The sequence below is a fragment of the Mycobacterium sp. genome (assembly GCF_039583805.1).
In the GTDB taxonomy this organism is placed as follows: Bacteria; Actinomycetota; Actinomycetes; order Mycobacteriales; family Mycobacteriaceae; genus Mycobacterium.
Window position 1 is genome coordinate 9,101 of the sequence record NZ_JAVKSH010000023.1, and the last position, 26,262, is coordinate 35,362.

At 69.5% G+C, this 26,262-nt stretch carries 21 protein-coding genes; 6 read left to right on the plus strand and 15 right to left on the minus strand.

Features of this window, described 5'->3' with window-relative positions; translation table 11 throughout:
- Nucleotides 1-148: 148 nt before the first annotated feature.
- Complete coding sequence (gene bluB / locus ABDW21_RS04735; protein WP_343600384.1) at nucleotides 149-814, plus strand: 5,6-dimethylbenzimidazole synthase; 666 nt, start codon at nucleotides 149-151, stop codon at nucleotides 812-814.
- Nucleotides 815-824: 10 nt separating this feature from the next.
- Here the strand turns inward: bluB and ABDW21_RS04740 are convergent, their stop codons facing one another.
- Complete coding sequence (locus ABDW21_RS04740) at nucleotides 825-1,592, minus strand: trans-aconitate 2-methyltransferase (protein ID WP_343600385.1); 768 nt, start codon at nucleotides 1,590-1,592, stop codon at nucleotides 825-827.
- A 98-nt stretch (nucleotides 1,593-1,690) separates the two neighbouring features.
- Here ABDW21_RS04740 and ABDW21_RS04745 point away from each other — a divergent pair, with 98 nt between their 5' ends.
- Nucleotides 1,691-2,602 (plus strand): amidohydrolase family protein, encoded by a 912-nt coding sequence (locus ABDW21_RS04745; RefSeq protein ID WP_343600386.1) that lies wholly within the window; start codon nucleotides 1,691-1,693, stop codon nucleotides 2,600-2,602.
- A 24-nt stretch (nucleotides 2,603-2,626) separates the two neighbouring features.
- Nucleotides 2,627-3,820, plus strand: a complete 1,194-nt coding sequence (locus ABDW21_RS04750) for an alpha/beta fold hydrolase (RefSeq protein ID WP_343710131.1) — start codon at nucleotides 2,627-2,629, stop codon at nucleotides 3,818-3,820.
- Here ABDW21_RS04750 and eccE read toward each other — a convergent pair.
- The 13 genes from eccE to ABDW21_RS04815 all read right to left on the minus strand — a co-directional run bounded on the left by eccE (nucleotide 3,807) and on the right by ABDW21_RS04815 (nucleotide 20,157).
- Entirely contained in the window at nucleotides 3,807-4,814 is a 1,008-nt protein-coding gene (eccE, locus tag ABDW21_RS04755) for a type VII secretion protein EccE (RefSeq protein ID WP_343710132.1), read from the minus strand. The two genes, ABDW21_RS04750 and eccE, sit on opposite strands and share 14 nt — an antisense overlap.
- Nucleotides 4,811-6,190 (minus strand): type VII secretion-associated serine protease mycosin, encoded by a 1,380-nt coding sequence (gene mycP / locus ABDW21_RS04760; protein WP_343710133.1) that lies wholly within the window; start codon nucleotides 6,188-6,190, stop codon nucleotides 4,811-4,813. The genes eccE and mycP overlap by 4 nt, the downstream gene beginning before the upstream one ends.
- A complete protein-coding gene (eccD, locus tag ABDW21_RS04765) occupies nucleotides 6,187-7,614 on the minus strand; it encodes a type VII secretion integral membrane protein EccD (protein WP_343600390.1) in 1,428 nt (475 codons plus the stop codon). Before eccD ends, mycP begins: the two co-directional genes overlap by 4 nt.
- Nucleotides 7,615-7,663: 49 nt before the next feature.
- A complete protein-coding gene (locus tag ABDW21_RS04770) occupies nucleotides 7,664-8,524 on the minus strand; it encodes an ESX secretion-associated protein EspG (protein ID WP_343600391.1) in 861 nt (286 codons plus the stop codon).
- A gap of 13 nt (nucleotides 8,525-8,537) precedes the next feature.
- Nucleotides 8,538-8,828, minus strand: a complete 291-nt coding sequence (locus ABDW21_RS04775) for a WXG100 family type VII secretion target (RefSeq protein ID WP_343600392.1) — start codon at nucleotides 8,826-8,828, stop codon at nucleotides 8,538-8,540.
- A gap of 40 nt (nucleotides 8,829-8,868) precedes the next feature.
- Nucleotides 8,869-9,162, minus strand: coding sequence for a type VII secretion system protein EsxG (gene esxG, locus ABDW21_RS04780; RefSeq protein WP_343600393.1), 294 nt, complete (start codon nucleotides 9,160-9,162; stop codon nucleotides 8,869-8,871).
- Nucleotides 9,163-9,293: 131 nt separating this feature from the next.
- Nucleotides 9,294-9,602, minus strand: coding sequence for a PE family protein (locus ABDW21_RS04785; protein WP_343600394.1), 309 nt, complete (start codon nucleotides 9,600-9,602; stop codon nucleotides 9,294-9,296).
- Nucleotides 9,603-9,626: 24 nt separating this feature from the next.
- Nucleotides 9,627-13,574: a type VII secretion protein EccCa gene (eccCa, locus tag ABDW21_RS04790; RefSeq protein ID WP_343600395.1), complete on the minus strand. Its 3,948-nt coding sequence runs from the start codon at nucleotides 13,572-13,574 to the stop codon at nucleotides 9,627-9,629.
- On the minus strand, nucleotides 13,571-15,145 hold the full coding sequence (gene eccB, locus ABDW21_RS04795; protein WP_343600396.1) for a type VII secretion protein EccB: 1,575 nt from the start codon (nucleotides 15,143-15,145) through the stop codon (nucleotides 13,571-13,573). The genes eccCa and eccB overlap by 4 nt, the downstream gene beginning before the upstream one ends.
- Nucleotides 15,142-16,983 carry a type VII secretion AAA-ATPase EccA gene (gene eccA, locus ABDW21_RS04800; protein WP_343600397.1) on the minus strand — a complete coding sequence of 614 codons (1,842 nt, stop codon included), beginning with the start codon at nucleotides 16,981-16,983 and terminating at the stop codon, nucleotides 15,142-15,144. The genes eccB and eccA overlap by 4 nt, the downstream gene beginning before the upstream one ends.
- Before the next feature lie 491 nt (nucleotides 16,984-17,474).
- Complete coding sequence (locus tag ABDW21_RS04805; RefSeq protein WP_343600398.1) at nucleotides 17,475-18,461, minus strand: class I SAM-dependent methyltransferase; 987 nt, start codon at nucleotides 18,459-18,461, stop codon at nucleotides 17,475-17,477.
- 58 nt (nucleotides 18,462-18,519) lie between these two features.
- The gene (locus ABDW21_RS04810) at nucleotides 18,520-19,413 is read right to left on the minus strand and encodes an oxygenase MpaB family protein (protein ID WP_343600405.1); all 894 of its coding nucleotides are present in this window, start codon (nucleotides 19,411-19,413) and stop codon (nucleotides 18,520-18,522) included.
- A 150-nt stretch (nucleotides 19,414-19,563) separates the two neighbouring features.
- Nucleotides 19,564-20,157 (minus strand): VOC family protein, encoded by a 594-nt coding sequence (locus ABDW21_RS04815; protein ID WP_343600399.1) that lies wholly within the window; start codon nucleotides 20,155-20,157, stop codon nucleotides 19,564-19,566.
- Nucleotides 20,158-20,335: 178 nt separating this feature from the next.
- Between ABDW21_RS04815 and ABDW21_RS04820 the strand changes: the two genes are divergently transcribed.
- From ABDW21_RS04820 to ABDW21_RS04830, 3 genes are all read left to right on the plus strand, one after another.
- On the plus strand, nucleotides 20,336-21,457 hold the full coding sequence (locus ABDW21_RS04820; RefSeq protein ID WP_343600400.1) for an alpha/beta hydrolase: 1,122 nt from the start codon (nucleotides 20,336-20,338) through the stop codon (nucleotides 21,455-21,457).
- Between the two features lie 137 nt (nucleotides 21,458-21,594).
- Complete coding sequence (locus ABDW21_RS04825; protein WP_343600401.1) at nucleotides 21,595-23,793, plus strand: acyl-CoA dehydrogenase; 2,199 nt, start codon at nucleotides 21,595-21,597, stop codon at nucleotides 23,791-23,793.
- A gap of 103 nt (nucleotides 23,794-23,896) precedes the next feature.
- Nucleotides 23,897-24,403: a DinB family protein gene (locus tag ABDW21_RS04830; RefSeq protein ID WP_343710134.1), complete on the plus strand. Its 507-nt coding sequence runs from the start codon at nucleotides 23,897-23,899 to the stop codon at nucleotides 24,401-24,403.
- A 15-nt stretch (nucleotides 24,404-24,418) separates the two neighbouring features.
- Here the strand turns inward: ABDW21_RS04830 and fadD2 are convergent, their stop codons facing one another.
- The gene (gene fadD2, locus ABDW21_RS04835; protein WP_343710135.1) at nucleotides 24,419-26,098 is read right to left on the minus strand and encodes a long-chain-fatty-acid--CoA ligase FadD2; all 1,680 of its coding nucleotides are present in this window, start codon (nucleotides 26,096-26,098) and stop codon (nucleotides 24,419-24,421) included.
- Between the last annotated feature and the right edge of the window lie 164 nt (nucleotides 26,099-26,262).

Below are 26,262 nucleotides of genomic sequence, written 5' to 3' on the forward strand. Positions count from 1 at the left end.
TTGTCCCGTCCGGCGTCTGGTAGGGCTCACCGCAGACGTATCCGGCGGCCTGGTTGGGCAACTGCTCGCGTGATTCGGGCACTTTCATAAACGCGGCTCCTTTGTGTGCGCTGCGATCGACATTCTGCCGTCCTTTTACGATGACCCGGTGGACGATCACGCCTACAGCCCGGCGCAGCGCCGCGCGGTGTATCGCGTGATCGCCGAGCGGCGTGACATGCGCCGGTTCGTGCCGGGCAGCGCGGTGCCCGGCACGGTGTTGACGCGCTTGCTGCATGCCGCGCACGCCGCGCCCAGCGTGGGTTTGATGCAGCCGTGGCGGTTCATCCGGATCACCGACGCCGGGCTGCGGGAGCGCATCCACGCCCTGGTCGACGACGAGCGCCGGCACACGGCTGCGGCCCTGGGCCCGCGGGCGCAGGAGTTCCTGGCGCTCAAGGTCGAAGGCATCCGGGACTGCGCCGAACTTCTGGTGGTGGCGCTGGGCGACGGCAGAGACGCCCACGTCTTCGGTCGGCGCACCCTGCCCCAGATGGATCTCGCGTCGGTGTCGTGTGCGATCCAAAACCTTTGGCTGGCAGCACGATCCGAGGGACTGGGGCTGGGCTGGGTATCGCTGTTCGACCCGCGACGGCTGGCGGCCCTGCTGGCCATGCCCGCCGACGCCGAACCGGTGGCGATCCTGTGCCTGGGCCCGGTGCCCGAATTCCCCGACCGGCCGGCACTGGAGCTGGACGACTGGGCCTACGCGCGGCCGCTCGCAGAGTTCGTCTCGGAGAACAGCTGGGCGGGCGAGTTCACCGGTCTTTGCTGACGCGGCAGGGCTATTGGCGCAACTGCGCGACGACGAACAGCCGCCGGAACGGGAAGAACGTGGTCCCGTCCGACCGAGTCGGGTAGGCGTCGTCGAGCAGCGGGACGAGCTCGGCGCGGAACTGCTGCCATTCAGCGTCGTCGAGCCGCTCGCGCACCGGCAGCAGCGTGCTGCCGCTGATCCAGTTCAACACCGGGTGCTCGCCGGTCAGCTGATGCAGGTAGGTGGTTTCCCAGGCGTCGACCGTGCATCCGGCGTCGGTCAGCAGTTCGGCATAGTGTTCCGGCATCTCGACCACCGTGCCCACCCGAAACGGTATGTCGCGCAGTACTTTTGCAAAGGGATCACGACGGGCCACTGCCCGCACGGCAGCATGCGACGGGCTTTCGAAGTTGCCTGGCATCTGCACCGCCATCCACGCGCCGGCCGGCAGGGTGCCGGCCCACCGCACCATCAACTCGGCATGTTCGGGCACCCACTGCGCGGCGGCGTTGCTGACCACCACGTCGGTGTCGCGCTGCGGCTTCCAGGTCCGCAGGTCGCCGACCTGCGCGTCGATGCCGCGTTCACGCGCGGCGGCGACCATCTCCGGGGAGCTGTCCAACGCCTCGATCACCGCGCCGGGCCAGCGCCGGGCCAGCAGCGCGGTCAGGTTGCCGGCGCCGCACCCCAGGTCGACCACCCGGCGCGGCCGCTCGGCCCCCACCCGCGACAGCAGGTCGCCGAACGGGCGGGCGCGCTGGTCCGCGAAGGCCAGGTAAAGCTCCGGATTCCACATTGCCGGTCCTCCCGATCGACAGCCTCGTGTCGACTGCTGTAGACAAACCTATTACCGCCCTGTTACCGCATACGCACCGGACAAGTCGAGGATGGACGATGGCCGACAAGCACCCGCTCGCGAGCCCGGCCGACGAGGCGGAATCGGTACGCGCGATCTGGTCGGCGCTGGGCCTTCCCGGCATCGTCGACGTACACACCCATTTCATGCCCCGGCGGGTGTTGGACAAGGTGTGGAACTACTTCGACTCCGCCGGTCCGCTGGTCGGCCGCCGGTGGCCGATCATGTACCGGGCCGACGAGGCCCGGCGGCTGGGCACGCTGCGGGAATTCGGCGTGCGGGCCTTCACGGCGCTGGTCTACCCGCACAAGCCGCACATGGCGGCGTGGCTGAACCAGTGGGCCGCGCAGTTCGCCCGCTGCACGCCGGATTGCCTTGCCACCGCGACGTTTTACCCCGAACCGGACGCCGCCTCCTACGTCGGCGCCGCCATCGCGAACGGGACCCGGGTGTTCAAGGCGCACATTCAGGTCGGGCACTACGACCCCAACGACCCAATGCTGGATCGGGTCTGGGGTGTCATCGAAGACGCCCGCGTTCCGGTGGTCATCCACTGCGGGTCCGGACCGGTGGCGGGCGAGCACACCGGGCCCGCGCCGATGCGCCGACTGTTGCGCAGGTTTCCGCGGCTGCGCCTGATCGTCGCGCATCTGGGGATGCCGGAGTACACCGATTTTCTCGACATCTGTGAACGCTTCGCCGAGGTGCGCCTGGACACCACGATGGCGTTCACTCCGTTCACCGAGGACACCATGCCGTTCCCGACGTCGGCGCTGCCCCGGCTGCGCCGACTGGGCGACCGCATCCTGTTCGGCAGCGATTTTCCCAACATTCCCTATGCCTACCCGGAGGCCATGCGGTCGATCACCCGGCTTCCCGGTGTCGACGACGCCTGGCTGCGCCGTGTCTTCTACGACAACTCCGCGGCGCTGTTCGGCCTGTCCGGGTGATCGCTACCCGTTAGCATCGGGGGTGTGACGTCCGACGCCGCTCCCGACCCGCTCGGCGCGCTCCCGGACAGCTCCGGTGGCGACGTGCGCGCCGGCGGGCTTCCCCCGCGATCCTCGCTGTCCCCGCGTCAACGGCTCGTCGTCGACGCCTCCGCGCTCGGCGACGTCGCCGTGCGCACCGCGGTCGCCTCGATGCTGGGGGTCGCGATGGCCCCGGCCGTCGGCGCCGCCGCCCTGCACCGCGCCGAATCGCAGCGGGAGCGCGACAATCTCGCCTTCTACGCGGCGCTGGCGGCCGAGCACGATGCGGCGAAGTCTTTTCCGGCGCCGACCGCGCGGCCACGCGTCACCGCTCGCCGGGCGAACCCGCTGGCCGAAAGGGTGGCGCACGGCAAGGTCGAGAACATCTCATTCACAAGCAGTTTCGAGGCCGTCAACCCGTCGGTGCGCAGCCAGTGGCATGCCCTAAGCCGCAACAACGTGGTGCAGGCGCAGCACTGGCGCCACGACGACGGACCACGCCCGACGTTGTGCGTCATCCACGGCTTCCTGGGCTCGGCCTACCTGCTCAACGGGCGGTTCTTCTCGTTGCCGTGGTACTACCGGGCCGGCTACGACGTGTTGCTGTACACGTTGCCGTTCCACGGCCGGCGGGGCGAAAAGTATTCGCCGTTCAGCGGTTACGGCTACTTCGCGCACGGGCTCACCGGCTTCGCCGAGGCGATGGCGCAGGCCGTACACGACTTCCGGACGATTCTCGACTATCTGCGCCACACCGGTGTGGACCGCATCGCGCTGACCGGCGTCTCGCTGGGCGGCTACACGGCGTCGTTGATCGCCGCGGTGGACGACCGGCTCGAGGCGGTGATCCCCAACTGCCCCGTCGTCGCACCGCACGCGACGTTCGACGAATGGTTTCCGGCGAACAAGGTCATCGCGCTGGGTCTGCGGCTCGCCGATATCAGCTGGGAGTCGCTTGTCGCGGGGCTCGCCTACCACTGTCCGTTGAACTACCAACCGGTGGTTGCCCGGGAGCGACGGCTGATCATCACCGGTCTCGGCGACCGCTTCGCACCGCCGAGGCAGGCCGAAATGCTGTGGCAGCACTGGGATCACTGTCTTCTGCACTGGTTCCCGGGAAGCCACCTGCTGCACATCAACAAAGCCGACTACCTGCGTCGCATGACGCAGTTCCTGCAGGAGTTCATGTTCGGCTAGCTGTTGCCCGGCGCGGCTCGCTGGGTTGCCGGGCGCTACTCGGCCAGTGCAGCTGCGCCAGCGTCCCGGCCGGCGGGACGGCGTGCCCGTCGAGAAGCTGCGTCGACGACGGGTGCGACGCCGCCAGCGCCGGCCGGTGATTGCCCGACTGCGGCGCCAGCCCCGGCAGCGGTGCGCCGCGGCCGGGCCCGCTGTCGGTGCGGAACGCGCAGGCGACGGCCAGCGTCCGGCGTTCGGCCGAGCCGGCCATCTGCAGCACCGACCAGGTTTCGCGGGCCGGGTATGCCCAGATCGCCTCGAGCGTGGATGCCAGCGCGTCGTCGACCGTGACGCGGTAGGCGGCGACGTGCTGCCCGCCCGGCTCGTCGACGGCGTGCCAGGTTTCCCGGCCGGCCGGCGCGACCACCGGCGGAATCTCCTCCGGGTCGACGGTGGTTGCGGCCCAACCGGTTTCGCGCAGGTGGTCGGCGAGGCGACGCACCGCGACCTCGGCCGTCGTCTGCAGCGGGATCTGCGCCGAGCGGGCCTGCAGGGCGGCGAGGTTGTCCGCGGCGGCGAATGTCACACCGATCCAGGTTTCCCGTTCCCGCACACCGGATTCGGTGCTGGTGTCCCGGCTGACCACCCGCACCGCGTCGGCGCGCAGGCCGTAGCGATCCAGGTATCGGGCAATCAGCGGCAGCGGCAGCGCGTCGGCGGCCGGGTCCGGCGGTGTCACCCGCAGCAGGGCGGTGGTCCGCGACACGGCGGCGGCCCCGTGGTTCGGATGCCCACCCCGGGTGCGGAGCAGCATCCCGACCCGGCGACGCAGCATGGTCGTCAGCGCCAGCCCGCGCCACCGGGCCAGCGACACGACGACTACCGCGACGGCCGCGCCGAGGAGCCAACGCTCGCGTGCCGCCTGCCACGGGTAGGCGATCGCCACTGCCACAACGGCCAACAGCACCAGCGTGATTCGTCCGGTGGGCGACGACGGGTAGCGGTAGGTCGTCACGGGGTGGGGTCCTTTCGTCGATGCGCGGCGATCGCGGCGGCGGCCACGACGGCCAGGGCCAGGGCCGCCGTGCCCATGAACGCGACGAGACGCGGCGTGTGGTCGCCCGGCGCCGGCTCCGGCGGCGCGGCGACCGGCTTCACCGGGTCCGCGCTGGGCTCACCGGCAGGCAGCTGCCAGGTCAGCGCCGCCACCGGGTCCACGGTGCCGGCACCGACCAGGTTGGACGGCGCCCGGGCCCCGCTGTCCGCGGTGGCGGTGATGCGGCGCACCACCTGGGCGGCGGTCAGTTCGGGATACTTGCTGCGGACCAGCGCTGCCACGCCGGAGACATATCCGGCCGCGTAGCCGGTGCCGTCGAGCGCCATCAATTGCTGACGCTCGTTGGGCAGCCCGTTGGCCAGGCCGCCGTCGTCACGGTTGCTCACCGACACGACGTTCTCCCCGGGCGCGGCGACGCCGACCCACGGCCCGGCCGTCGTGAATTTCGACGGCTGGCCGCCGGGCGTCAGCGACGCCACCGACAGGACGTAGGGCTGCCACCACGACGGGATCGACACCGACGTCACGCCGGCCCAGTTGCGGGCGTCATCGGGACGGCCCACGTCGGTGAGCGGATTGGATTCACACGACGTTGCGCCGGCCGACCACCCGGTGACGCCGCTGTTCCCGGCGGCGGCCACGACGACGGCGTCCTTGTCGACGACGGCGTAGCGGATCGCCGCACCCAACTCCGGCTGGTCGATGGTGCGGTCGGCGGGCAGGCAGGTCACCGCCGAGACGGTGATCACCCGCGCGCCGAGGTCGGCGGCATGCACGATCGCCCGGGCCAGTGCGGTGACGTAGGCAGACGCCTGTGCGGCCGCCGGATCGCCACCGGTGGCCCGCGGCGAAAACTTCTCCGACGTCACCCGCAGAGCCAGTATCCGGGCTCCCGGCGCGACCCCGGCGAAGCCGTCGTCGCCGGGTTGGCCGGCGATGATCCCGGCGACCACTGTCCCGTGGCCGTCGCAGTCGGTGAGGCCGTCCGACGATGCCACGTAGTCGCCGCCGGGCTCGACGCCCGGCAGCCGCGGTCCCGGGCGCACACCCGTGTCGAGAACAGCCACCGTTTGGCCGTCGCCACGCGAAAAGCGCCATGCCGCAGGAAGATCCATCATCAGCTGGTCGGGTGTCGCCACACCCGGATCGGTACCCGGCAGCACGCCGGAAACGCTGCAGTCGGCCCGCTGCTCCATCGGCACGACCGGGCCCGGCGCCCCGGCCGGCGGCGCGGCTCCGGGGTCGACGACCGGTGGGCTGATCGCCAGAGCCGCCGGACACGTCCACAGCGACACGGCGAACATCACTGTGAGGCAAGCGATTACACGGATCATCGATCGAGCACCCAGCTGAAGATACCGACCAGGTAGGCCATCACCGGGATCAGCGACGCGTCGATGCCCGAGGCGACGAAACCCAGCAGTCGGCGCAGCGGCAACGAGTAACTGTCCGGCGAGGCGATCGGCGGGTTGGCCGCAACCACCACCCACGCCAGCACCAACGCGGCGAGCACCAGCACCGCCACCAGTGCCGCAGCGTAACGCGCGGTCGCGGTGTAGAGCACCGACAGCGCCGCGGCGACCAGATACGGCTGAGCCAGCAGCCAGGCCTTGCAGACGGCCGAATCCCACACCCGTGCCCGCAGCGCCGTGGCGGCCGCGGCGGCCGCCACCAGGTACCAGCCCCACACCGGCACTGTTTCGGGCCGCAGCCCGATCGCAACCGATCCGAGCACGCTCAGCGCCACGGCGGCCGCGACGAACCCGCTCTGGTGCGCGTCGCTGGTCCGCACCCGGCGCGGCAGGTCCTCCAGCAGTCGCTGCGGCGGCGCCGACGGAGCCGGATCCCCGGGCGCCGGAATCACCGGCAGCGGGAAACGCGACCACAGCGCGGACAACTGGGGCGCTTCGACGACGACCAGCAGCGCCAGCACAATCAGGCCGCAGCCGAGGCTGACGATCGGCAGCTGCCAGAGCGACTCGGCGGCGGCGGCCAGCAACACCCCCGCGCCGGTGACGGCGGCGGCGGTGAAAAACCCGATGGTGCGGTCGTTTTCGCGGCTCGGCAGGATGAGGCTGATCAGCGACCACGCGCAGACGCCGGCGGCGGCCAGCGTCAGCTGAGCGGGCCCGACGCGGCCCGGTACCGCCAGCGCCAACGCGGCCGCGATCGGAACCAGCGCGACGATAGACAGAGCCAGGCCGGCGCGCGGCGCACGCGCCGCCAACCCGGCCAGCGCCGTAGCCACCGCGATGGCGCTCACCGCGAACAGTCCGGCCGCCGTGCCGGTGGCGGCCCGGTCGGTGACCGCCAAACCTGTTGCGGCAAGCACCAGTCCGACCGCGGCGGCCAGCGCCGCGTCCCGGATCTGCATGATCCCCCAGGGCTTGTGGCGGGCTGCCGAGAAGATCACCGCGGCGTCGGCGATGTCCTCGACGATCCCCGGTGCGGCCGGCCCGGCCGGCACCGGTTGCAGGGCCAGCAGGTCGCCGTCGACCACACCGACGGTGTCCAGGCTGGCGTCCAGGCTGAACGGCGCGCCGCCGATCGGCGCGAGGCTGAGCCGAGTCACCCCGTCGGCGGAGATCTCCCCGGGAGCAGACCCGCCCGCGGCGTCGTCACCGCCGGCCGGGACCACCAGACGCTGGACCGCGGGCAGGATTTCGCGCAGCGGCAACTCGGCGGGCAGAGCCATCTCGGTCAGCCGGCTGTCGGCGAGGATCGCGACTCGCACGATGGGCATCACAGCGCTGGACATGGGTCCTCTTTCTCGATGTGGGGGTTTCTCTGTTTGGTGGTGGTTCTCGCTAGGTGGACTGGACGCTGAAATCGCGGGAAAGTCTTTCTCCGCCGAACCACTGACCGGTTGGCAGCGACGCGTTCAGCCGCTCGATCGCGGCGGCGATCGCGAACGGCGTACCCGGGCTGAATGTCGAAATCCACTCGTCGTCGAATCCCCGGCACGGGCTGACCAGGATTCTGCCCGCGGTGGTGTCGACGATGCTCAGGCCGACTTCGGTGGTGGCGTGCCGGCCGTCGAGGTCGCAGCCGGCGACGACTTCGACGTAGCTGCGCGGGCCGGTGAACACCGCCTCCACGACGGGGCGCGCGGATTCCGGGATGCCCAGATACTCGACGACGTCGGCGAGGGGCGCGCCGGTGCGCAGCCGCTCGTCGGCGCGCGCGCCGACCCGGGCCGGCAGGCTGAACTCGTCGAACCGGGCCGGCGGCCGCTGCGCCAGGCCGACACACAGCACCGGCACCAACGCCCGCGCGTCGTGGACGTCCATCGCCGTGAACGTGACGAGCGCGGCGTTGCGCAGCGCGACCACGGTGTTGTCGCCGCGCCGCGCGACGACGCCGCGCAGCAGCTCGCCGCGGCCGGGGTCCGCGCCGGGTCCCACGAACCGAAGGTCCAGCCAGCGCTGCGGAAAGCACACCACCCGGACCCAGTCGGCCACCGCCGCGTTGACCGATCCGTCGGCGGAGACCATGCCCATCCGGGTCAACTCGGCGGCCTGCCGTTCGATGAACACGGCACGCTCCGAGGCGTCCCGGTACGGCGTCGTGATTGCCAGAACCCATGGGAACGTGCCTGCGCCAACGGTTTCGGCAATAAACCACGCCTGGTCGACGGTCAGTTCGACGGCGTTGGGCTTGGTGTCCATCAGGCCGTCCGGGTCAGCCGCCCCATTTGGCGGCTTCGGCTTGGTCGCGCGCCAGCATGGCGGTGGTGTTGGTTTCATGCGTGCCGGCCATCGCGTGATAGGCGCGAGCCAACTCGGCCATGGCCTGATTCCACTGCGCCTGCCAGGCCTGGTAACTCATCCCGGTATCGCCCTGCCAGGCGCCCGACAGCGCGGCTTGCTCACTGGCGATATCGGCGCCCAACCCCTGCAGGGTGGCCGCATACCCCGACATGTCGGCCGCGTGGGCCAGCATCGCCGGGTAGTTGTACATGATCTGCGACATCGGTTCTGCCCTTTCTTTATAGAACCCGGTATGGGTCCTTTTAGAACCCGGTATACGTGGACGCGGCTGCGGCGTCGGCGGCCACGTACGTGCCCGCCGCGTCCCCCAGGTTGGCCTGGGCGATATCCAGCAGGGCGTTCACCTTCGCCGCGGCCTCCACGAACCGGGCATGCGCGGCCTGGAACGCCGCCGAGGCTTCCCCGGCCTGAAACGCCTGCGCCGACAACGCCTCCTGCTCAGCCTGACCGATGGTCGAGCGCATCAACCCGGCCTTGGCGGCAAACGCCGACTGCGACGCCACCAACTGCGGGATGTGCGCGTCTAACATACTCATCACTGACATCCTTCCTGCAATGGACTTCCTTCACTGGACTTCCTTGTTTGGATCACGATCACCGAAAACCCTTACCGTAGCAACGAATTCATCCACCACCTTCCCCGGCCCCCAGCTCCGTGTCACCTTCGTCAGCCTACGAAACCCAGGTACGTCGACGCGGCGGCCGCATCACCGACCGCATAGCTGACGCCTGCGTCGCCGACGCCGACCCCGGCACGGCCGAGCTCCTCGGCGCCTTCGGCGCCCACCGCGGCATGCTCTTGGCCCTGGGCGCTGAACGCGGCCACGGTCTGCAGCGACACCGGATCGACCGCCGGCGGCACCACCGCGGTGATCAACGGGACCGCCGCCGCCTGGGCGGCGGCCAGCCTCGCGGCGATGGCCTCCACCGCGGCGCTGGCACCGGCCAAACCTTCGGGAACCACTCGCAACGTCATGTCGGATACTCCTTTCACTGAGGCTCATCGACGGTCAAGGGTGACGCCTTCTTCGACCAAGGGGTTGACCAGCTGAACGTAGGTCGGGCTGTCGCTGTCGCCCAGCAGAATTGCCCGCCCCGGCGGCAGCCGGTTGAACCGTTGGCCGCGGATTTTCCCGCCGTCGGCCGGGCTTCCGGACAGCATCAACGTGGTCGCCTGCAGGTCGCCCAGCCGCCGCAGCAGCGGGCTGGTCATCAGCGCGTGTGCCGACCCGGCCGCGCGGGCGGTGACGATCACCCGCAGACCCAGGTCCCCGGCTTGGGACAGCAGCCCGATCAGGCTGGTCCACGGTCGTTGTCCGACATGGGGTCCGGTCATCGCCGGTGTGTCCGGTATCGAGTCGACGTCGTCGACGATCAGGTAGTGGGTGTGGCCGGTGTAGGACCACCGGGTCAGCTCGCCCGGTGACAGGCCCGCCGGCGGCCGCCGCTTGTCGATCAGCGCCGCCAGCCCGAGCATCGCCGGGACGAGCCGGTCGACGTTGGTGGTGTACTCGTTGTCGGGAAACAGCGGTTCGTCGACGAGGTGCAGCCGGCGGTCCACCACGGTGAACGCGACGTGCTCGGGGCTGGAGTGCTCGCGGAGCGTGCGGATGATGTGCCGCAGCAGGGTGGTCTTGCCGGTTTTGGCGTCACCGAACACCATCAGCAGCGGGTTGTCGGCGAAGTCGAGTTCGACCGCCGCCAGGTCCTCTTCGCGCTGCCCGACGACGATCCGGTCGGCGCCCCGGTAGACGGCACCGACCGCGGCGGGCGCGAGGTTGGCGGGCAGCAGCCGCACCGGGGGCGCGGCCACCCCGGGGTGACGTGCGTTGAGCGCCGCCACCCGATTCAGATCGGGCTCGGCGAACAGGAAATGCTCGGCCGCCATCGTCAGCCCGCGGCCGGGCTGGTCGGGCGGCACGGACTCGGCCGGACGACGCAGGGCGCCCGCCACCCGGACGTTGCTGTCGCGCGGGTCGTGCAGTTTCAGCTCCAGCCGCAGGCCCAGGCCGTCGCGCATCGCCAGCGGCACCTCCAGCCAGCTCGGGGTGGTGATAATCACATGGATCCCGTAGGCCAGTCCGACGTTGACGAGTTCGGTGACCTTGGCCAGCAACGGGTTTCGGGTGTTGAACTGGTCGGTGTTGTCGCGGCTGAAGGCGTACAGGTTGTCGACGACCAGGAACACCTCGCCGTATCCGTCGTTGGGCACCAGTCGATCACGGACCATCTCGCGCTGCTGGCGAGACCGCATCAGCTGTTCGAGTTCACCGAAGGTGCGACGGATACGCTCCGGCTCCAGCGGCGAGGCCACGCTGCCGACGTGCGCCAGGTCCTCCAGCGCCCGCAGCCGCCCGCCGCCGTAGTCCAGGCAGTAGAACGTCAGCTCGTGCGGCGAGTGCAGACTGGCGCCTGACAGGATGAACGTCTGCAGCGCAGTCGACTTGCCCGACTTGGCCCCACCGTGGATCACCATGTTGCCGGCGGCCGACCGCGCGTCGAACACCAGCGGGTCGCGACGCATCTCGAACGGCTTGTCGATTTCGCCGAGGGGCCAGCGCCATTGCCGTTGCGGCACACCGGCGCGGGCCAACAGTGTTTCCAGCGCGATGGGGTCGTCCAGCGGCGGCAGCCACAGCTCGGGTGCCTGCGGGCCGTAGCGCGCCAGTTGCCCGCCGATGGTGGCGACCAACTTGCGCGGCGGATCGGCCGGTTCGTCCTCGCCGTCGCCGGGGAGAACGGTGTCGGGGTCGGGTTCCACGCGCCCGGCGGTGAACAGCGTGGGTTCGGGCATGGCCGGCATCACCACCGTCTTCGCCGCGCGCGGCGGATCGTAGATCCCGTCGACATAGGTGCTGCGGAACTTGATCGGGGCCGCACCCGGGGCGGGCACCAGAAACCCTTCGCCCTTGTGCTCTTTGCCGGACTCGATGTGGTAGGCGTCTTCCACCCCGATCACCTGCCGAGACACCGCGGGGCTGGCGACCTTCAGCCCGATCCGGTACGAGGTGTTCTTGTCGATGTCCTTGATTTTGCCGACGTCCAGTGTCTGCGAGGCGAACAGGATGTGGATGCGGAACGAGCGCCCTTTGCGCGCAACGTAGTCGAACAGCTCGGCGTACTCGGGGTGGTCGGCCAGCATCAGGGTGAACTCGTCGGCGACGACGAACAATGTGGGGATCGGGGCCAAGTCATGTCCCGCGGCGATCGCGTTCTCGTACTCGGTCACCGAGTTGAACGCGCTGCCCTGCAGTCGGCGGCCGGCCTCGCGCAGCAGCACCTCACGACGCGCCACCTCACCGCGCAGGGTGTCGGCGAACCGATCGGCCAGTGACTTCTTCTCGGCCATGTTCGAAATCACCGCCACAACCTGCGGGAAGTTACGGAAGCTGTCCGCGCCGGCCTCGCCTTTGAAATCGGCGTAGATCACGATCAGCCGGTCGGCGGAATGAGTTGTCAACAGCGACAGCAGCATCGACATCAACATCTGCGACTTGCCTGAACCCGTCATACCGATCATCAGGCCGTGCGGGCCCATGCCGCCCTCGGCCTCGTCCTTGAGGTCGAAGAACAGCGGCTCACCTGTGGCGGTGACGCCGATCGGGACGCGTAGCTCCTCGTCGCGGGTTCGCGGCGCCCACAGCGTGGGCACGTCGAGCCGCGACGCGTCAGCGATACCCAGCAGCGTGGTGAACGAGGCGCCCCGGGTCGCCGCCGATCGCAGCCCGCCGTGGGAGGGGTTGGAATCCCATCGCGACAGCCGGCGGGCGAGATGCACGGCCTCGTCGGCGCCCAACCGGTCAGCGCGGTCGATGTAGCGCTGCCAGCCGCCGGTCTGCCAGCGGTCGATGACGCCGTCGGCGATCCGCAGGATCGGGCGCTCGGGATCTGAATACTGCTCGCGGTGCGGCGCGGTGGAGCCGTGATGGATGACAGTGACTCCGGCCCACCCGGCTGCCAGTGTCGACGCGTTCACGTCGTAGTCCGGGTCGTCCACGACGACCACCAGGTGGCGCAGCGCGTCGGCCGGTCCACCCGTGAAGGGCGGCCGCTCAGCCAGGGCGGGCCCCAGTGACGCAGCCAATTCGTCGATGTTGGTCGACAGGTAGCGGGCCGGACCGACGCCGTCGAGCTGACCCGGAACATCCACGTGCGGGAGCCATTTGAGCCACGACCAGTCCGGTGACTCCAGATCCGGTGTGGCCAGGGCGATGCCGAGCGCCGTCGGGTCGTGCCAGGTCACCGCCTGTGCGAGCCAGGCGCGCAGAACCGCCCGCACTTCGCTGGTCTCGCCGAGCACCGTGATCCGCGACACCTGGGCCAGGTCGATTCCGGTCGGTATGTCGCGCACGGTCCGCTGAGCCTCCAGCAGGCTGCGTAATGCGCTGTGGCACACCGGTTCCAGGTCGACCTCGTCAGCGGTGTCGTTGACTCGAAGCGCCGTGTCGAGCGCCGCGGTGTGCCGGCCCGCGCGCAGCACCAGGAAGTCGGCGTCGGCCGGGTCGCGTTCCCACTGCCGTCGCGAGCCGGGGATCGCGGCCAGGTCTGCCGGGTCGGGGTGCGACCACTCCGCGGCCGCACGCTGCTGCGCGGCCTGCTCCCTTATGTTGTCCCGGACCACCGTCAGGTAGCGCAGGTAGTCGGCGCGCTCGGCGTCGACCTCCTCGATGCGCGTCTTGTTGTCGGTGCCGCGGAAGAGCGCGGTGGCAGCCAGCAGCAGCACGAACGGGAAGAACAACGTCTGCGCGGAGATGATCCGCATGCCGGTGGCGACCATGGCGACCACCATCCCGACGATCAGGATCACGATCAGGATCGGCAGCGCCCGTCGCAGCAGCGACGGCGGAATGACCCGGGGCAGCTCGGGCGGCGCCTCGATGGTGATGGCTCCCTTGCGGGTCGCCGGCGGTGCCAGCCGCCGGCGCGCCTCGAAGATCAGCCGGCTCATGGCGTCCCTTCCTGGGCTGAGGCGGACCGGCTGGGCCGCGGGTCGGGTGCAAGGCCGTCGTGGGCCAGCAGCGCATCGGCGCGCGACAGCGTCGGACCGGGCGCGAACAGCGACAGCATCGACCAGGGAACGGCCAGCGGTGGAGGTGTCAAGCCCAGTGCCTGAACGGTTTTCGGGTTCGACCCGGAGCCCGTTTCGGTGTCGATGCCGTAGCGCACACCGGTGTCGGAGACCCAGAACAGCGACCCTGCGGCCGGCGACCCGGCGTCGTGGCCTGCCGTCTGGGTGAAGTACCCGGTGCCGGGCGCCAACGCGACCCGGGTGGCGACGCCGTCGCCGCCGCCGACGAGGTCCTCGGTGCGCACCGCGTCGGGCACCGGCAATGCCGACCCGGCCAGCAGGGTCAGCGAGTTGGTGGTCGCGCCGGCCGGCTTGCTCCAGTACACGCAGGTGACCGGATCCCGGGCGGGGTCGACCAGGCTGATCCGCTGCTCGGGATAGCGGGCGGTGTCCAGCGCACGCGAGACCGGCAGCTTGGCCACCTCGTCGGCGCCCAGCCGGGGCGGCTGGTCCAGGCCGTAGGAGTTGGCGTTGCGCAGCACCGCGGCCAGCACCGGCGAGACGGGTTGCAGACCGTCGGGCAGAACCGCGTAGTACACCGTGGTGTCGCCTGAGTGTGCTTCCAGGGCATGCGATTCCACGACGGCACCCACCGGCGCGGGAACCGGCAGCGGGAACTGGGGCGGGTTTCCGGCGTCGGGGATCGCCGGGGCGGTCAGCGCCGGCGCTTCGGGAATCGCGTTGAACAGGCCGGTGGCGATGGCCCTCGGCGCGGGCACGTCGCTGCCCAAGCCCAGCGCGCCGGTCACCGCCCGGTCGGCGAGGTCGATGCGGCTGCGCCGGCCGTCCCACAGCAGCCAGGTGGCGACCCCGTTTCGGGCCAGCACCGCGCGCCGCGCGTCCAGCGCGGCCGCCCGCGTGCCGCTGCTGTCCGCAGGTCCGGCGATCACCGTGACACCGCTGGCCGGACCACTGGCGGCGTCGCACACCGTCCAGTCGGCGTCCTTGGCGGTGTTCTGGACCATGCGTTCCGGCGCGCCGGGGATGCCGATCAGGTTTCCGCGCGGAAACTTGTCCAGCTCAGCGCTTTTCACCATCGTGGGGTTGACGGGGCGGCCGGCGATCAGCCGCGCCGAGGTCAAGTTCAACACCGGATGCAGCCGGTCGGCCACCCGGACGTACAGCGCGGCGGTGGACCTGTCGGCCAGCACCGGGTCGTTGGCCGCCGAGCCGCTCGGCCGGATCAATGAGAACGCGAAGCATCCCGCCAGCGCCGTCACCGTGATCAGCACACCGGTCGACACCGCGCGCGCCTGGGTGCGCAGCGGATCGACGAGCATCCGGGTGTCGTGCAGGGCCACGCCGGAGGCGATGCGGCGCATCACGAAACGCCAGCCGCTCACCTGATGCCGGGTGACGAAGCCGCGGCGGTAGACCACCTTGTCGGGGTTGTCGTTGACCGGGGTGCGCGAGGTGAACGAACGCCGTTCGGCTGGTCCCGGATTCGTCATGCCGGCTCCCGCAGACCCAGGCCGGCCAGCAGCGGTTCCACCGAGTGGCCGACGTCGGCGGCGGTGATCGTCATCAGCTCCTCGTCGGTGAACTCACCGGTCTCGGCGTGCTGGGAGTGGTCCAACCGGAATTCGCGTTCTTCCTCGGACTTTTCGACGACATTGCGGACGAACCGGCCGTTGCCCGCGATATCCAGGCCGCGGCGCTGCACTCCGACCGAATCGGGTTTCGACGTGTCGGCCAGATGCGCGAACAACGCTTCGAGATCCTCGAGCGCGGCCTGCTCGAACACGCTGTCACGTCGAGCGGCCATGAAGTTCGCGATCTCGATCAGCTCGGCCGGCTTGTACGACGGGAAGTCGATGCTGCGGGTGAAGCGCGACCGCAGACCCTGGTTGGTGTCGAGGAACCGGTCCAGGTCGGCGCGGTAACCCGCGACGATGACCACCAGCCGATCGCGGTCGTTTTCCATCCGGGCCAGCAGGGTGTCGATGGCCACCAGACCGAAGTCGTTCTTGGCGCCGGTGGCCACCAGCGAGTAGGCCTCGTCGAGGAACAGCACCCCGTCCAGCGCGCTGTCGATGATCGCGTTGGTCTTGGCCTCGGTTTCACCGATGTGCTGGCCGATCAGGTCGGCGCGGTGCACTTCTTTGATGTTCTCCTTCTTCAGAAGGCCCAGGCCGCAATAGATTTTCGCAATCACCCGGGCGATGGTGGTCTTGCCGGTGCCGGGCGGCCCGGTGAACACCAGGTGGTGGGTGCGCTGGGCCACCTCCAGCCCGCGCTGCCTGCGCACCAGTTCCATGGCCACCGCGCTCTTCAAGCGGGCCACCTGGTCTTTAACCTTGTCCAAGCCGATGAACTCGTCGAGCTCACGTTCGGCCTCGGCCAGCAGCACCCGCTTGCGTTCCTGGGCCTCGGGGTCGACGAAATCGCCGGGACTGGGCTCGGTGTCGGGATTCCACGGGTCGGCGCGGGCTTCGATCCGCGCCGCGGTCGTGGTGACGATACCGAAACTGAGGTCGGACAGAGCGTGCTCAACCTGGTCGTTGTCGGGATGGGCCGCGTACAGGTCCTGCAGGACCTCGCGGGCGGTGTCCTCGTCGGCGTCGGCGCGCAGCACCAGCGCCTTGGCCAGCGCACCGTCGACCGCGGCCACCGGAATCGGGCCTGCGGGCTCCTCCAGATAAGACAGCGCCGGCGCGAACATCCCCAACCGGGCCAGGGCGATACCCAGGGTGACCTTCGCGGCGTGCGCATAGGTCTCGGCGAGGTCGGGCTCGGTGACGATCGGCGTCAACAGTTTGAGGACGTCCGACCAGCGCTCGGTTCGGTAGTGCAACGCGACCGCGACCCAGCGCGCGTCCCGCCAGTTCGGCCTGCGCTGCGTGATGTCGACGATCACCGCGTGCGCCTCGGCGTACGCGCCGTCGGCGATGAGGGCCGCCGCGTAGGCGAGGCGAAAACCGTCGGGCTCGGTGGCGCGAAACCTCAGATACAAGCCCGTGTCGTAGTGGAATCCCAGCGCACCGGGCGCCAGTTCCACCTGGCGCTGCAGCATTCCCGCGGTGGCCGCGGTGCGCACCACCGATTCCAACACACGGGCGGACACATCGCCGGCGGCGGCCAGGCCGGTCCAGGCGTCGCACTGGTCGTGGGCGATGCGGGTGAGCGCGGCGAACCCGGACCGGGCCGCGGGCAGGTCGGCAGGACGCCGCCGGTCGTACACCGCCAGGCCCAGGGCTCGGCAGCAGGTGGCGAATCGGCTGACGACGTCGTCGTCGACCCGGGCCGGTGCCGACCGCGTCGCGAGCCCACCGCCTTCAGCGCTGTCCACGTCCCCCAGCCCCTCTCGAGCCGGCGTTACCTAAGATCATCGTGCTGAAGTTAGCATTGCATAACCTAACTGTCGAGATGGGGCGATCGCCCCGTCCGACGGCCTCGACCGCCACGGAACGTCGGGTCACCCTTTGCGCGTACCGCGTCACCACCGCCTCCTTAGCGGGATTCTCCCGATCGTGCGCCCGGTTCATCTAATGATAATCATTTTCAGTAATCTGGGGAACGATACCGCACGATCCGGTGGCCGGTGCGGACGGGTGTCGCGTGCACGGGTGGGACACCTCCTCGGACCCCGGCGGCTGACGGGGCGCATCGTCCGGCGTGGTTGTCCGGTCCGGTTGCCGGCCGACCACACTCGAGTAGTCGGCAGCCCAGACGCATTGGTTCCCTCGTCCGGCGATCCCGACCCGGGCGAGGCGTTCCCGTGGGCGCGGGACGACTGACACACAGAGATCCTATCCGCACGCGCGGTTATAACAGCAACTGTTATCCGTAGGAACGGAAAAAACGCTTCGGCACTTGCGCATCCGCGGGCGCGTCCTCACCTGGATGCGGACCCTGCACCGTCTGCTGTCCCGCCTTGACGGCGCTGACCAGGGTGTTGCTTGCGATCATCGGCCCGGCCTCGGCATCCGGTTCGGGAACGGGACGGCCGACCTCGCGCAGGTAATCGGCCAGCGGAGTGGCGACCGCCGTCCAGCCGCGCTCGCTCAACCACCGGTCGGCCGGTGCGAACTGCTCGTTGTAGACCAGCTGGAACCAGACGCGGTCGGCGCCCTCACCGCGGCGTTCGGCCTCGAGCGCGGTCGTGAACCTGTCGGGATCCATCGGCGCCCCGTCCTCGACGGCGATGCGGCTGCCCGGCGCCGCCAGCGCGTCGATCCCGGTGAACAGCTGCTCTTGCGCTCCGGCCGGGAGATAGATCAGCAAACCTTCGGCGATCCAGGCCGACGGCTTGGCAGCATCGAATCCGCTGTTCTGCAAGGCTTGTGGCCAGTCGTCACGGAGGTCGACGGCGATCTCGCGGCGCTCGGCGTTGGGTTCGGCGCCCTGTCCGGCGAGCACCTCCCGCTTGAAGCCCAGGACTTTCGGTTGGTCGAGCTCGAATATCGTCGTCCCGGGCGCCCAGCTCAACCGGTACGCCCGCGAGTCCAGGCCCGCTGCCAGGATGACCACCTGCCGCACGCCGGCGTCGGCGGCCCGGCGGAAGTATTCGTCGAAATATCGGGTGCGGGCACCCTGGAAGTCGACGAAATGGTCACCGAAATCCCTTGTCTTCAAGGGGTGTTCGGGGGCCTTGCCGTCGAGGACGTCAGCAGCGGGTCCGCCGGCCGCGCGGCAGAACACCTCCGCGAACGGGTCCACCGCGAGCGGGTCGGGCTTTTGCGCCTCCAATGCCCGAGCCGTGGCCACGAACAACGCGGTCTCGCCGACACTTGACGTGATGTCCCAGCTGTCACCTTCGCTACGCACGCAAACGACCCTACGCGAAGTGTCGTGCGGGCACCTGGGGCTTGCCATCAATGGGGCGTCACACCAACGGGCGCCCGGTCCGCATGCGCCGGTCCAGATCCCACAGCATCACGTTGAACGGGAACTGCCGGGCGAACCGCGGCATGAGACCGTTCGCCGCGCGCAGCACCGCCATCAGCCGGTCGAACCGCCGCTGCATGGTGTCATCCCACGGCAGCCGCATCTCGTCGCGAAACCGTTGCGGCAGAAAGCCGGTGGTCACCAGCAGGGCACGAGCGTCCGACCAGCCCTGCACCGGGCCGGGCAACCGCACGCCCGGCAGGCGGCCCGCCGCGATCGGATAGAGATACTCGCGCACAGCGTCGTCGATGCGCACCTGACCGAGCGACTCCTGCCAGTAGGTGTCGAATGCGGCGCGATCGGGCGGCCACATCTGTGGCGGCACCTGCAGTGTGGTGCCCAGCGCCATGCCTTCGCGGTAGTGCCGGTCGGCGTTCTCGTCGTCCATCTCGCCAATGAAAATCCGGTGGACGTCCACCGCGCCCTTGTACAGACAGGCCGCCACCCACAGCTGCAGATCAGGGTCGAACGCGTTGTAGGTGACCGGGCTCTCGGGCGTCGAGTACACCTGCGCATGCGCATGGTTGACGGCCCGGCGAAAGGCTTCCTTCTGGGCGTCGCTGCCGGCGGTGGCCACCGCCAGATAGCTGAAGGTGGTGCGCGCCCGCTTGATCGGGTGCAGGTCCACCCGCCCGCTCTCGACCCGGCTTTCCAGCACGCCGTAGCCGACACCGGGCCGCGCCAGCTGCATGATCACGTTGGCCGGGCCGGCCAGCAGCGCCACCCCCAGCAGGCCGTCGTCGGCACCGCCCGGCCGGGTCCGTCGCGGCGGCACACGGTAAGGCCGATCGGCGATCGGCCGCTCGACGTGCGGCCGTAGTTCGCCGGTCACACCCTCGCCGCCTGCCTTGCCGGCGTCGTAGCCCTGAACGTCGACCAGCTTGTCGAGCAACTCACCTCGATCATCGACCGGCTCGCCGACGCCGCGATGTACCGCTGAGCCATAACGCGGTGGTTCGCCTTCACAGTTCGCCTCGCGGTGCTAATTCCTCGCCGGCACCCGCCGGTCGGCCGCGGTCTTCGGCACGGCCTGCGCATCATCTGCAGTGAAATCCTTGACCCAGCAGGCGAATTCCAGGGTGATACCGTCCGGGTCCTGGAAGTAGAACGACCGCACGTACACACCGGGATGCACCGTCGGCGACACCTGCGTCTCGCTCTCGTCGTGGTTGAGTATCGGACCGACCCGTACACCCTTGTCCTTGAGCCGCTGCCGGTAGGCGTCGAACTTCTCGGCCGGGACGTGGAACGCCAGGTGGTTCATGGTGCTGACCGCGCTGGTGATCTCCCCGATGCCGGGAATGGCCGCCGGCGACGACAGGCCCGGCACCCGGTCCGGCGCGTCGGCGAACCAGAAGAACGCGACACAGTCGCCATTGCCGGCGTCGAAGAAGAAGTGCTGACCCTGACCGCCGGGCAGATCGAGCGACTTGACCAACGGCATTCCGAGCACGTTGCTGTAGAAGTCGACGGTGCGGGCCATGTCGGAGCACACCAGCGCGACGTGGTTGATCCCGCCGAGCTCGAATTCGGAGTTGGTCTCGAATTCGGAGTGGGTGTTGTGCGGCTTGATCATCGTTTCCCGTCCGCAGGCGTTTCTGGCGGAGATCGGAATCTGAATCTAACATCAGGCTCAGTTCGCTTCCAGTGGTTGCCAAGGTGCAGCGAGAGGGGGCCCGAAACGGTGTCTGAGCAGGCCGGCCGACGCGCGGAATCGCCGACGCGGCATGACCGCTAGACGCCAGCCGGCTGACATGCCCGCAGCCGGGGTGATCCGCGAATTCGTCGGCCTGCCGTCATCGACTGCGCGCCGCGCCGGGGCGGGCGGGCACCCGTGCCAGGGGTTGTACCACCGCGGCCTGGGACGCAAGCCGAAGGTGGCGGTGATCGCGACGCACTACCAGATCGACTTCTGCGAGCACTATCTCGCCGACTACCTGGCGACCCGCGGGATCGGCTTCCTCGGCTGGAACACCCGTTTCCGCGGGTTCGAGAGCAGCTTCCTGCTCGACCACGCGCTGGTCGACATCGGAGTCGGCGTGCGCTGGCTGCGCGAGGTGCAAGGTGTGGAAACGGTTGTACTGCTGGGGAACTCCGGCGGCGGTTCCCTGATGGCCGGATACCAGTCACAGGCGGTCGACCCGAACGTGACCCCGCTGGCGGGCATGCGCCCGGCGGCCGGGCTGGCCGAGCTGCTGCCGGCGGACGGGTATGTGGCCACCGCCGCTCATCCCGGCCGCCCGGACGTCCTGACCGCCTGGATGGACGCGGCCGTCACCGACGAGAACGATCCCGTCGCAACCGACCCCGATCTGGACCTGTTCACCACCGCCAACGGCCCGCCCTATGCGCCGGAGTTCCTGGCGCGCTACCGGTCAGCCCAGACCGCACGTAACCACGCCATCACCGACTGGGCGGAAAGGGAGCTCAAGCGTGTTCGCGCAGCTGGGTTTTCCGACAGACCTTTCGCGGTGATGCGAACCTGGGCCGATCCCCGCATGGTCGACGCCACGATCGAGCCGACCAAACGTCAACCGAACATGTGCTACGCGGGCGTACCGGTCAAAGCCAACCGGTCTGCGCACGGGATCGCGGCGGCCTGCACGCTGCGTAACTGGCTGTCCATGTGGAGCCTGCGCACAGCGCAGACCCGAGCCGAGCCACACCTGGCCCGTATCACCTGCCCCGCGCTGGTGATCAATGCCGACGCCGACACCGGGGTGTTCCCGTCGGACGCGCAACGCATCTACGACGCGCTGGCCGGCGACGACAAATCCCTGCGCGCCGTCGCCACCGATCATTACTTCACCACCCCCGGGGCGCGCAGCGAGCTGGCCGACGTCATCGCCAGTTGGATTGCCGCACGGTGGCGATGAGGGCCCCGCGCGTTGTCCCCGGCGCGAAAGTCGGAGTGCCGCCGATTGCGCGACGGCGTGCGGTTGGCCCATGTCGGGAGCCAACCGACCGGTTAGTAGATTAAACACCGCCCACCGGAAACCGAGGAAGGCATGCCATGCCGATTGCGATCACTCCTGAGCACCACGAGCTCGCCGATTCGGTGCGATCCCTGGTGGCGCGGATAGCGCCGTCGGAGGTTCTGCACGCCGCCATGGAGACGCCGGTCGACAACCCGCCGCCGTATTGGCAGACCGCCGTCGACCAGGGCCTGCAGGGTGTGCACCTGGCCGAATCTGTCGGCGGTCAGGGCTTCGGGATCCTCGAGCTCGCCGTGGTGCTCGCCGAGTTCGGCTACGGCGCGGTGCCCGGCCCGTTCGCGCCGTCGGCCGTCGCCAGTGCGCTGATCTCGGCGCACGACCCGAACGCCAAGCTGCTGGCCGAGCTGGCATCTGGCGCGGCTATCGCCACCTACGCGCTGGAGTCGGCGCTGACCGCCACCCGGCACGGCGACGGGCTGGTGGTCCGCGGTGAAGCGCGGGCGGTGCCGGCCGCCGGTGAGGCGTCGGTGCTGGTGCTGCCGGTCGCGATCGACAGCCGCGACGAGTGGGTGGTGCTGCGCGCCGACCAACTCGAGATCGAGCCGGTGCGAAGCGTCGACCCGCTGCGGCCGATCGCGCATGTGCGGGCCAACGCCGTCGACGTCGGCGACGACGCGCTGCTGAGCAATCTGGGTATGACGGCGGCGCACGCGCTGATCTCGACCCTGTTGTCCGCCGAGGCCGTCGGCGTCGCCCGGTGGGCCACCGACACCGCGGCGCAGTACGCCAAGATCCGCGAACAGTTCGGCCGGCCGATCGGTCAGTTCCAGGCCGTCAAGCACCGCTGCGCGGAGATGATCGCCGACACCGAGCGGGCCACCGCGGCGGTCTGGGACGCGGCGCGCGCGCTCGACGAAGCGGCCCACAGCGACTGGGACACCACTGGATCGGCTGTCGAGTTCGCTGCGGCGGTGGCGGCGACGCTGGCGCCGGCGGCAGCTCAGCGCTGCACCCAGGACTGCATCCAGGTGCACGGCGGGATCGGTTTCACCTGGGAGCACGACGCAGGCGTCTACTATCGGCGCGCGCTGATGCTGGCCGCGTGCTTCGGGCGCCGGACCGACTACCCGCAGCGGGTTGTCGACACCGCGACGAGCACCGGCATGCGCAAAGTCGACATCGACTTGGACCCCGACACCGAGAAACTGCGCGACGAGATCCGCGCCGAGGTCGCAGCTCTCAAAGCGATGCCCCGCGAAGAACGCGCGGTCGCTATCGCCGAGGGCGGCTGGGTGCTGCCGTATCTGCCCAAGCCGTGGGGCCGGGCGGCCCGTCCCGTCGAGCAGATCGTCATCGACCAGGAGTTCGCCGCCGGGCGGGTCAGGCGACCGCAGATAGCCATCGCGGCGTGGATCGTCCCGTCCATCGTGGCGTTCGGCTCCGAGGAGCAGAAGCGGCGATTTCTGCCTCCCACCTTCCGCGGCGAAATATTCTGGTGCCAGCTGTTTTCCGAGCCGGGCGCCGGATCAGACCTGGCCGGACTGACCACCAAGGCAGTCCGCGCCGACGGCGGCTGGCGTATCACGGGACAGAAGATCTGGACCACCGCCGCGCAGTTCTCGCAGTGGGGCGCGTTGCTGGCGAGAACTGACACCTCCGCGCCAAAACATAACGGGATCAGCTACTTCCTGCTGGACATGAAAACCGAAGGCGTACAAGTCAAGCCGCTGCGTGAGCTTACCGGCCGCACGATGTTCAACACGGTGTTCATCGACGACGTGTTCGTGCCCGACGAGCTGGTTCTCGGCGAGGTGAACCGGGGGTGGGAGGTCAGCCGCAATACCCTGACCGCGGAACGGGTTTCGATCGGCAGTAGCGAGGCGCCGTTCCTGGCCAACCTCGACCAGTTCGTCGCGTTCATGCACGACGGCCAATTCGATCAGGTCGCGCAGCACCGTGCCGGGCAGTTGATCGCCGAGGGTCACGCCGCCAAGCTGCTGAACCTGCGTTCGACGTTGGTGACGCTGGCCGGCGGGGACGCCATGCCCTCAGCCGCGATCTCCAAGCTGCTGTCGATGCGCACCGGGCAGGGCTACGCCGAATTCGCGGTGTCCACCTTCGGCACCGAGGCTGCGATCGGCGACCCGCAGCAACCGCCCGGCACGTGGGACGAATACCTGCTCGCCAGCCGTGCCACCACGATATACGGCGGCACGTCGGAGGTGCAGCTCAACATCATCGCCGAGCGGCTGCTTGGCCTGCCGCGCGACCCGTAAGCCGGCGACCCCGCGACCCCGCGACCCCGCGAGATTGCGGCTAGGGTCGTGATTCGACGAAAACCACAGCCATAGCGGCAATCTCGACGCAGCGGAGGCGATCATGGCAGAAGAACCGCCGGGCCGTCGCGGGCGAGGTCCCGTCGGCGAACGTGCCACACTTGAGGCGTTTCTCGACGACTACCGCGAGATCGTGGTGCGCAAGGTCGCCGGTCTTTCCGACGCCGACGCCCGCCGGCGGCTGGTCGCCTCGGCGACGACGGTGGGCGGGCTGGTCAAACACCTGCGGTGGGCCGAATACGGCTGGTTCGACCAGCTGCTTCACCAGCGCGCCGACGACAACCGCCGTCCGCACGAGCGCGCGTGGGAGTTCGAGATAGGTCCCGGGGAGTCGCTGGTCACGCTGGTCACCGAGTATCGATCCCAGTGCGAAGACTCTCGACGTATCGCAGCGCGGTATGCCCTCGACGACACGGTGCCCCACGTTCACCTCGGGGCAGTGTCGCTGCGCTGGATCTACGTGCACATGATCGAAGAGACCGCCCGCCACGCCGGACACCTGGACATCCTGCGCGAACAGCTCGACGGCGCAACCGGATTCGACGGATAAGCCGGAGGCCGTCCGTTAGTCGGTGGCGATGTTGCGCAGCTCGCGTTTGAGGATCTTGCCGGTCGGGTTGCGCGGCAGCTCGTCGAGGAACACCACCTCGCGGGGCACCTTGTAACGGGCCAGGTGCTCGCGCACGTAGTGCTTGACGTCGTCTTCGCTGAGCTCGGAATCGGGCTTTCTGACTACGAACGCGCGCAGCCGTGCGCCGAACTCTTTGTCGTCGACCCCGATCGCGGTGGCCTCCAGCACGGCGGGATGCCCGCTGATCAGGTCCTCGACCTCGGCGGGGAAGACGTTCTCGCCGCCGGAGACGATCATCTCGTCGTCGCGGCCGCTGATGTAGAGCAGGCCGTGCTCGTCGAAATAGCCCACGTCGCCGGAGGACAGCATGCCGTCGACGATCTGCTTGCCGCCGCCGCCGGTGTATCCCTCGAATGGGAAGGTGGTGCCGACGAAGATCCGCCCGACCTCGCCCTGCGGCAGTTCTTTACCGTTGTCGTCGAGGATCTTGACCCTCGCGCCGGGGACGACCGGCCCGGCGGTCGACGGGTTGATCTGAAGATCGCCCGGCCGCGCGATGGTGGCGAACGAGACCTCGGTCGAGCCGTACATGTTGTAGATGACCGGGCCGAGGTCGCGCATCGCCCGGGTGGCCAGGTCGGCGCCCAGCGCCGAGCCGGAGGCGAACACGATCCGCAGGCTCGACAGGTCGGGTTTGGTCTCCATCTTCTCCAGCGCGTCGAGCATCCGCGCGAGCATCACCGGGACGACCACCACCGCGGTCGCCTTGTGCTCGGCGATGTCTTCCAGCGCGGTCGCCGGCTTGAACCGGCGGCGCAGCACCAACGTCGAGCCCAGGAACATCGCCAGAGTGGACAGCGCGTATCCCAGCGCGTGGAACATCGGCGCCGGCAGCGACGTCACCTCGCCGGCCTTGAACGGGACATGAGACAACAGGCCCCCGATCGGCGCGAGCGTCGGCGGGGCACTCCGGTTGGCGCCTTTCGGGGTTCCGGTGGTGCCGCTGGTCAGGATGATGATCGACGCTTTCCGGCTGGCCTTGGGCGCGGGCGCGGTGCCGCTGCGGGCGATCAGCTCGGCCAGCGTCTCGTCGGTGCTGCCCGACGAATCAGCGGCGTCGGGATTCACGCCGAGCGCCCGCAGCCTGCCCAGCGGCGGGTCGGCCTTGCCGACCGCCGCGGTGTACTCGTCGTCGTAGATGATCAGCTTGGCGCCCTCCCGCTCGGCCACCTCTTTGATCTGCGGGCCGGAGAACTCGCTGTTGAGCAGGATGATGCGGGCGCCGACCCGCGCGCAGCCGAAGTTCGCGATACAGAACCAGCGATGGTTGCGCGCCAGGATCGCGACCCCGTCCCCGCCGCGCACGCCCTTGGCGATGAGGCCGTTGGCCACAGCGTGGGCAGCCTCGTCGAGCTGCTTGAAGGTGAGGGCGCCCTCGTCGTCGATGACCGCGGCGCGGTTGGGGGTGCGCCGGGCGTGCAACGCCGGCAGCATGCCGATCTCACCCCATTTGCGGGCGTCGACGGCCACCGCCGCGTAGTTCTGCGGTGCCTGCAGCCCGAACGCACCCGATTCGACGATCTTGCGCAGGTAATGCAGTTCGGCCGCGCCGCGTTGGACATACTGCTGCAGCTTGGCGGCGGCTTGCCCGGGAAAATCGTTGAGGTTCGGCATAGGCATACCCTAAGTGACCGGCGTCTCAACAAACCGGGAAATCGCCCGCAATCAGCAGGGCCCCATGGCCGGGGCGCACTCGGTGCAGCCGGGCGGACGCCGGGTCGTGATCACCCATCCGGACACGGTGGCCGCCGGCCGCGGAGCTGGGCGGTTCGGGTGGT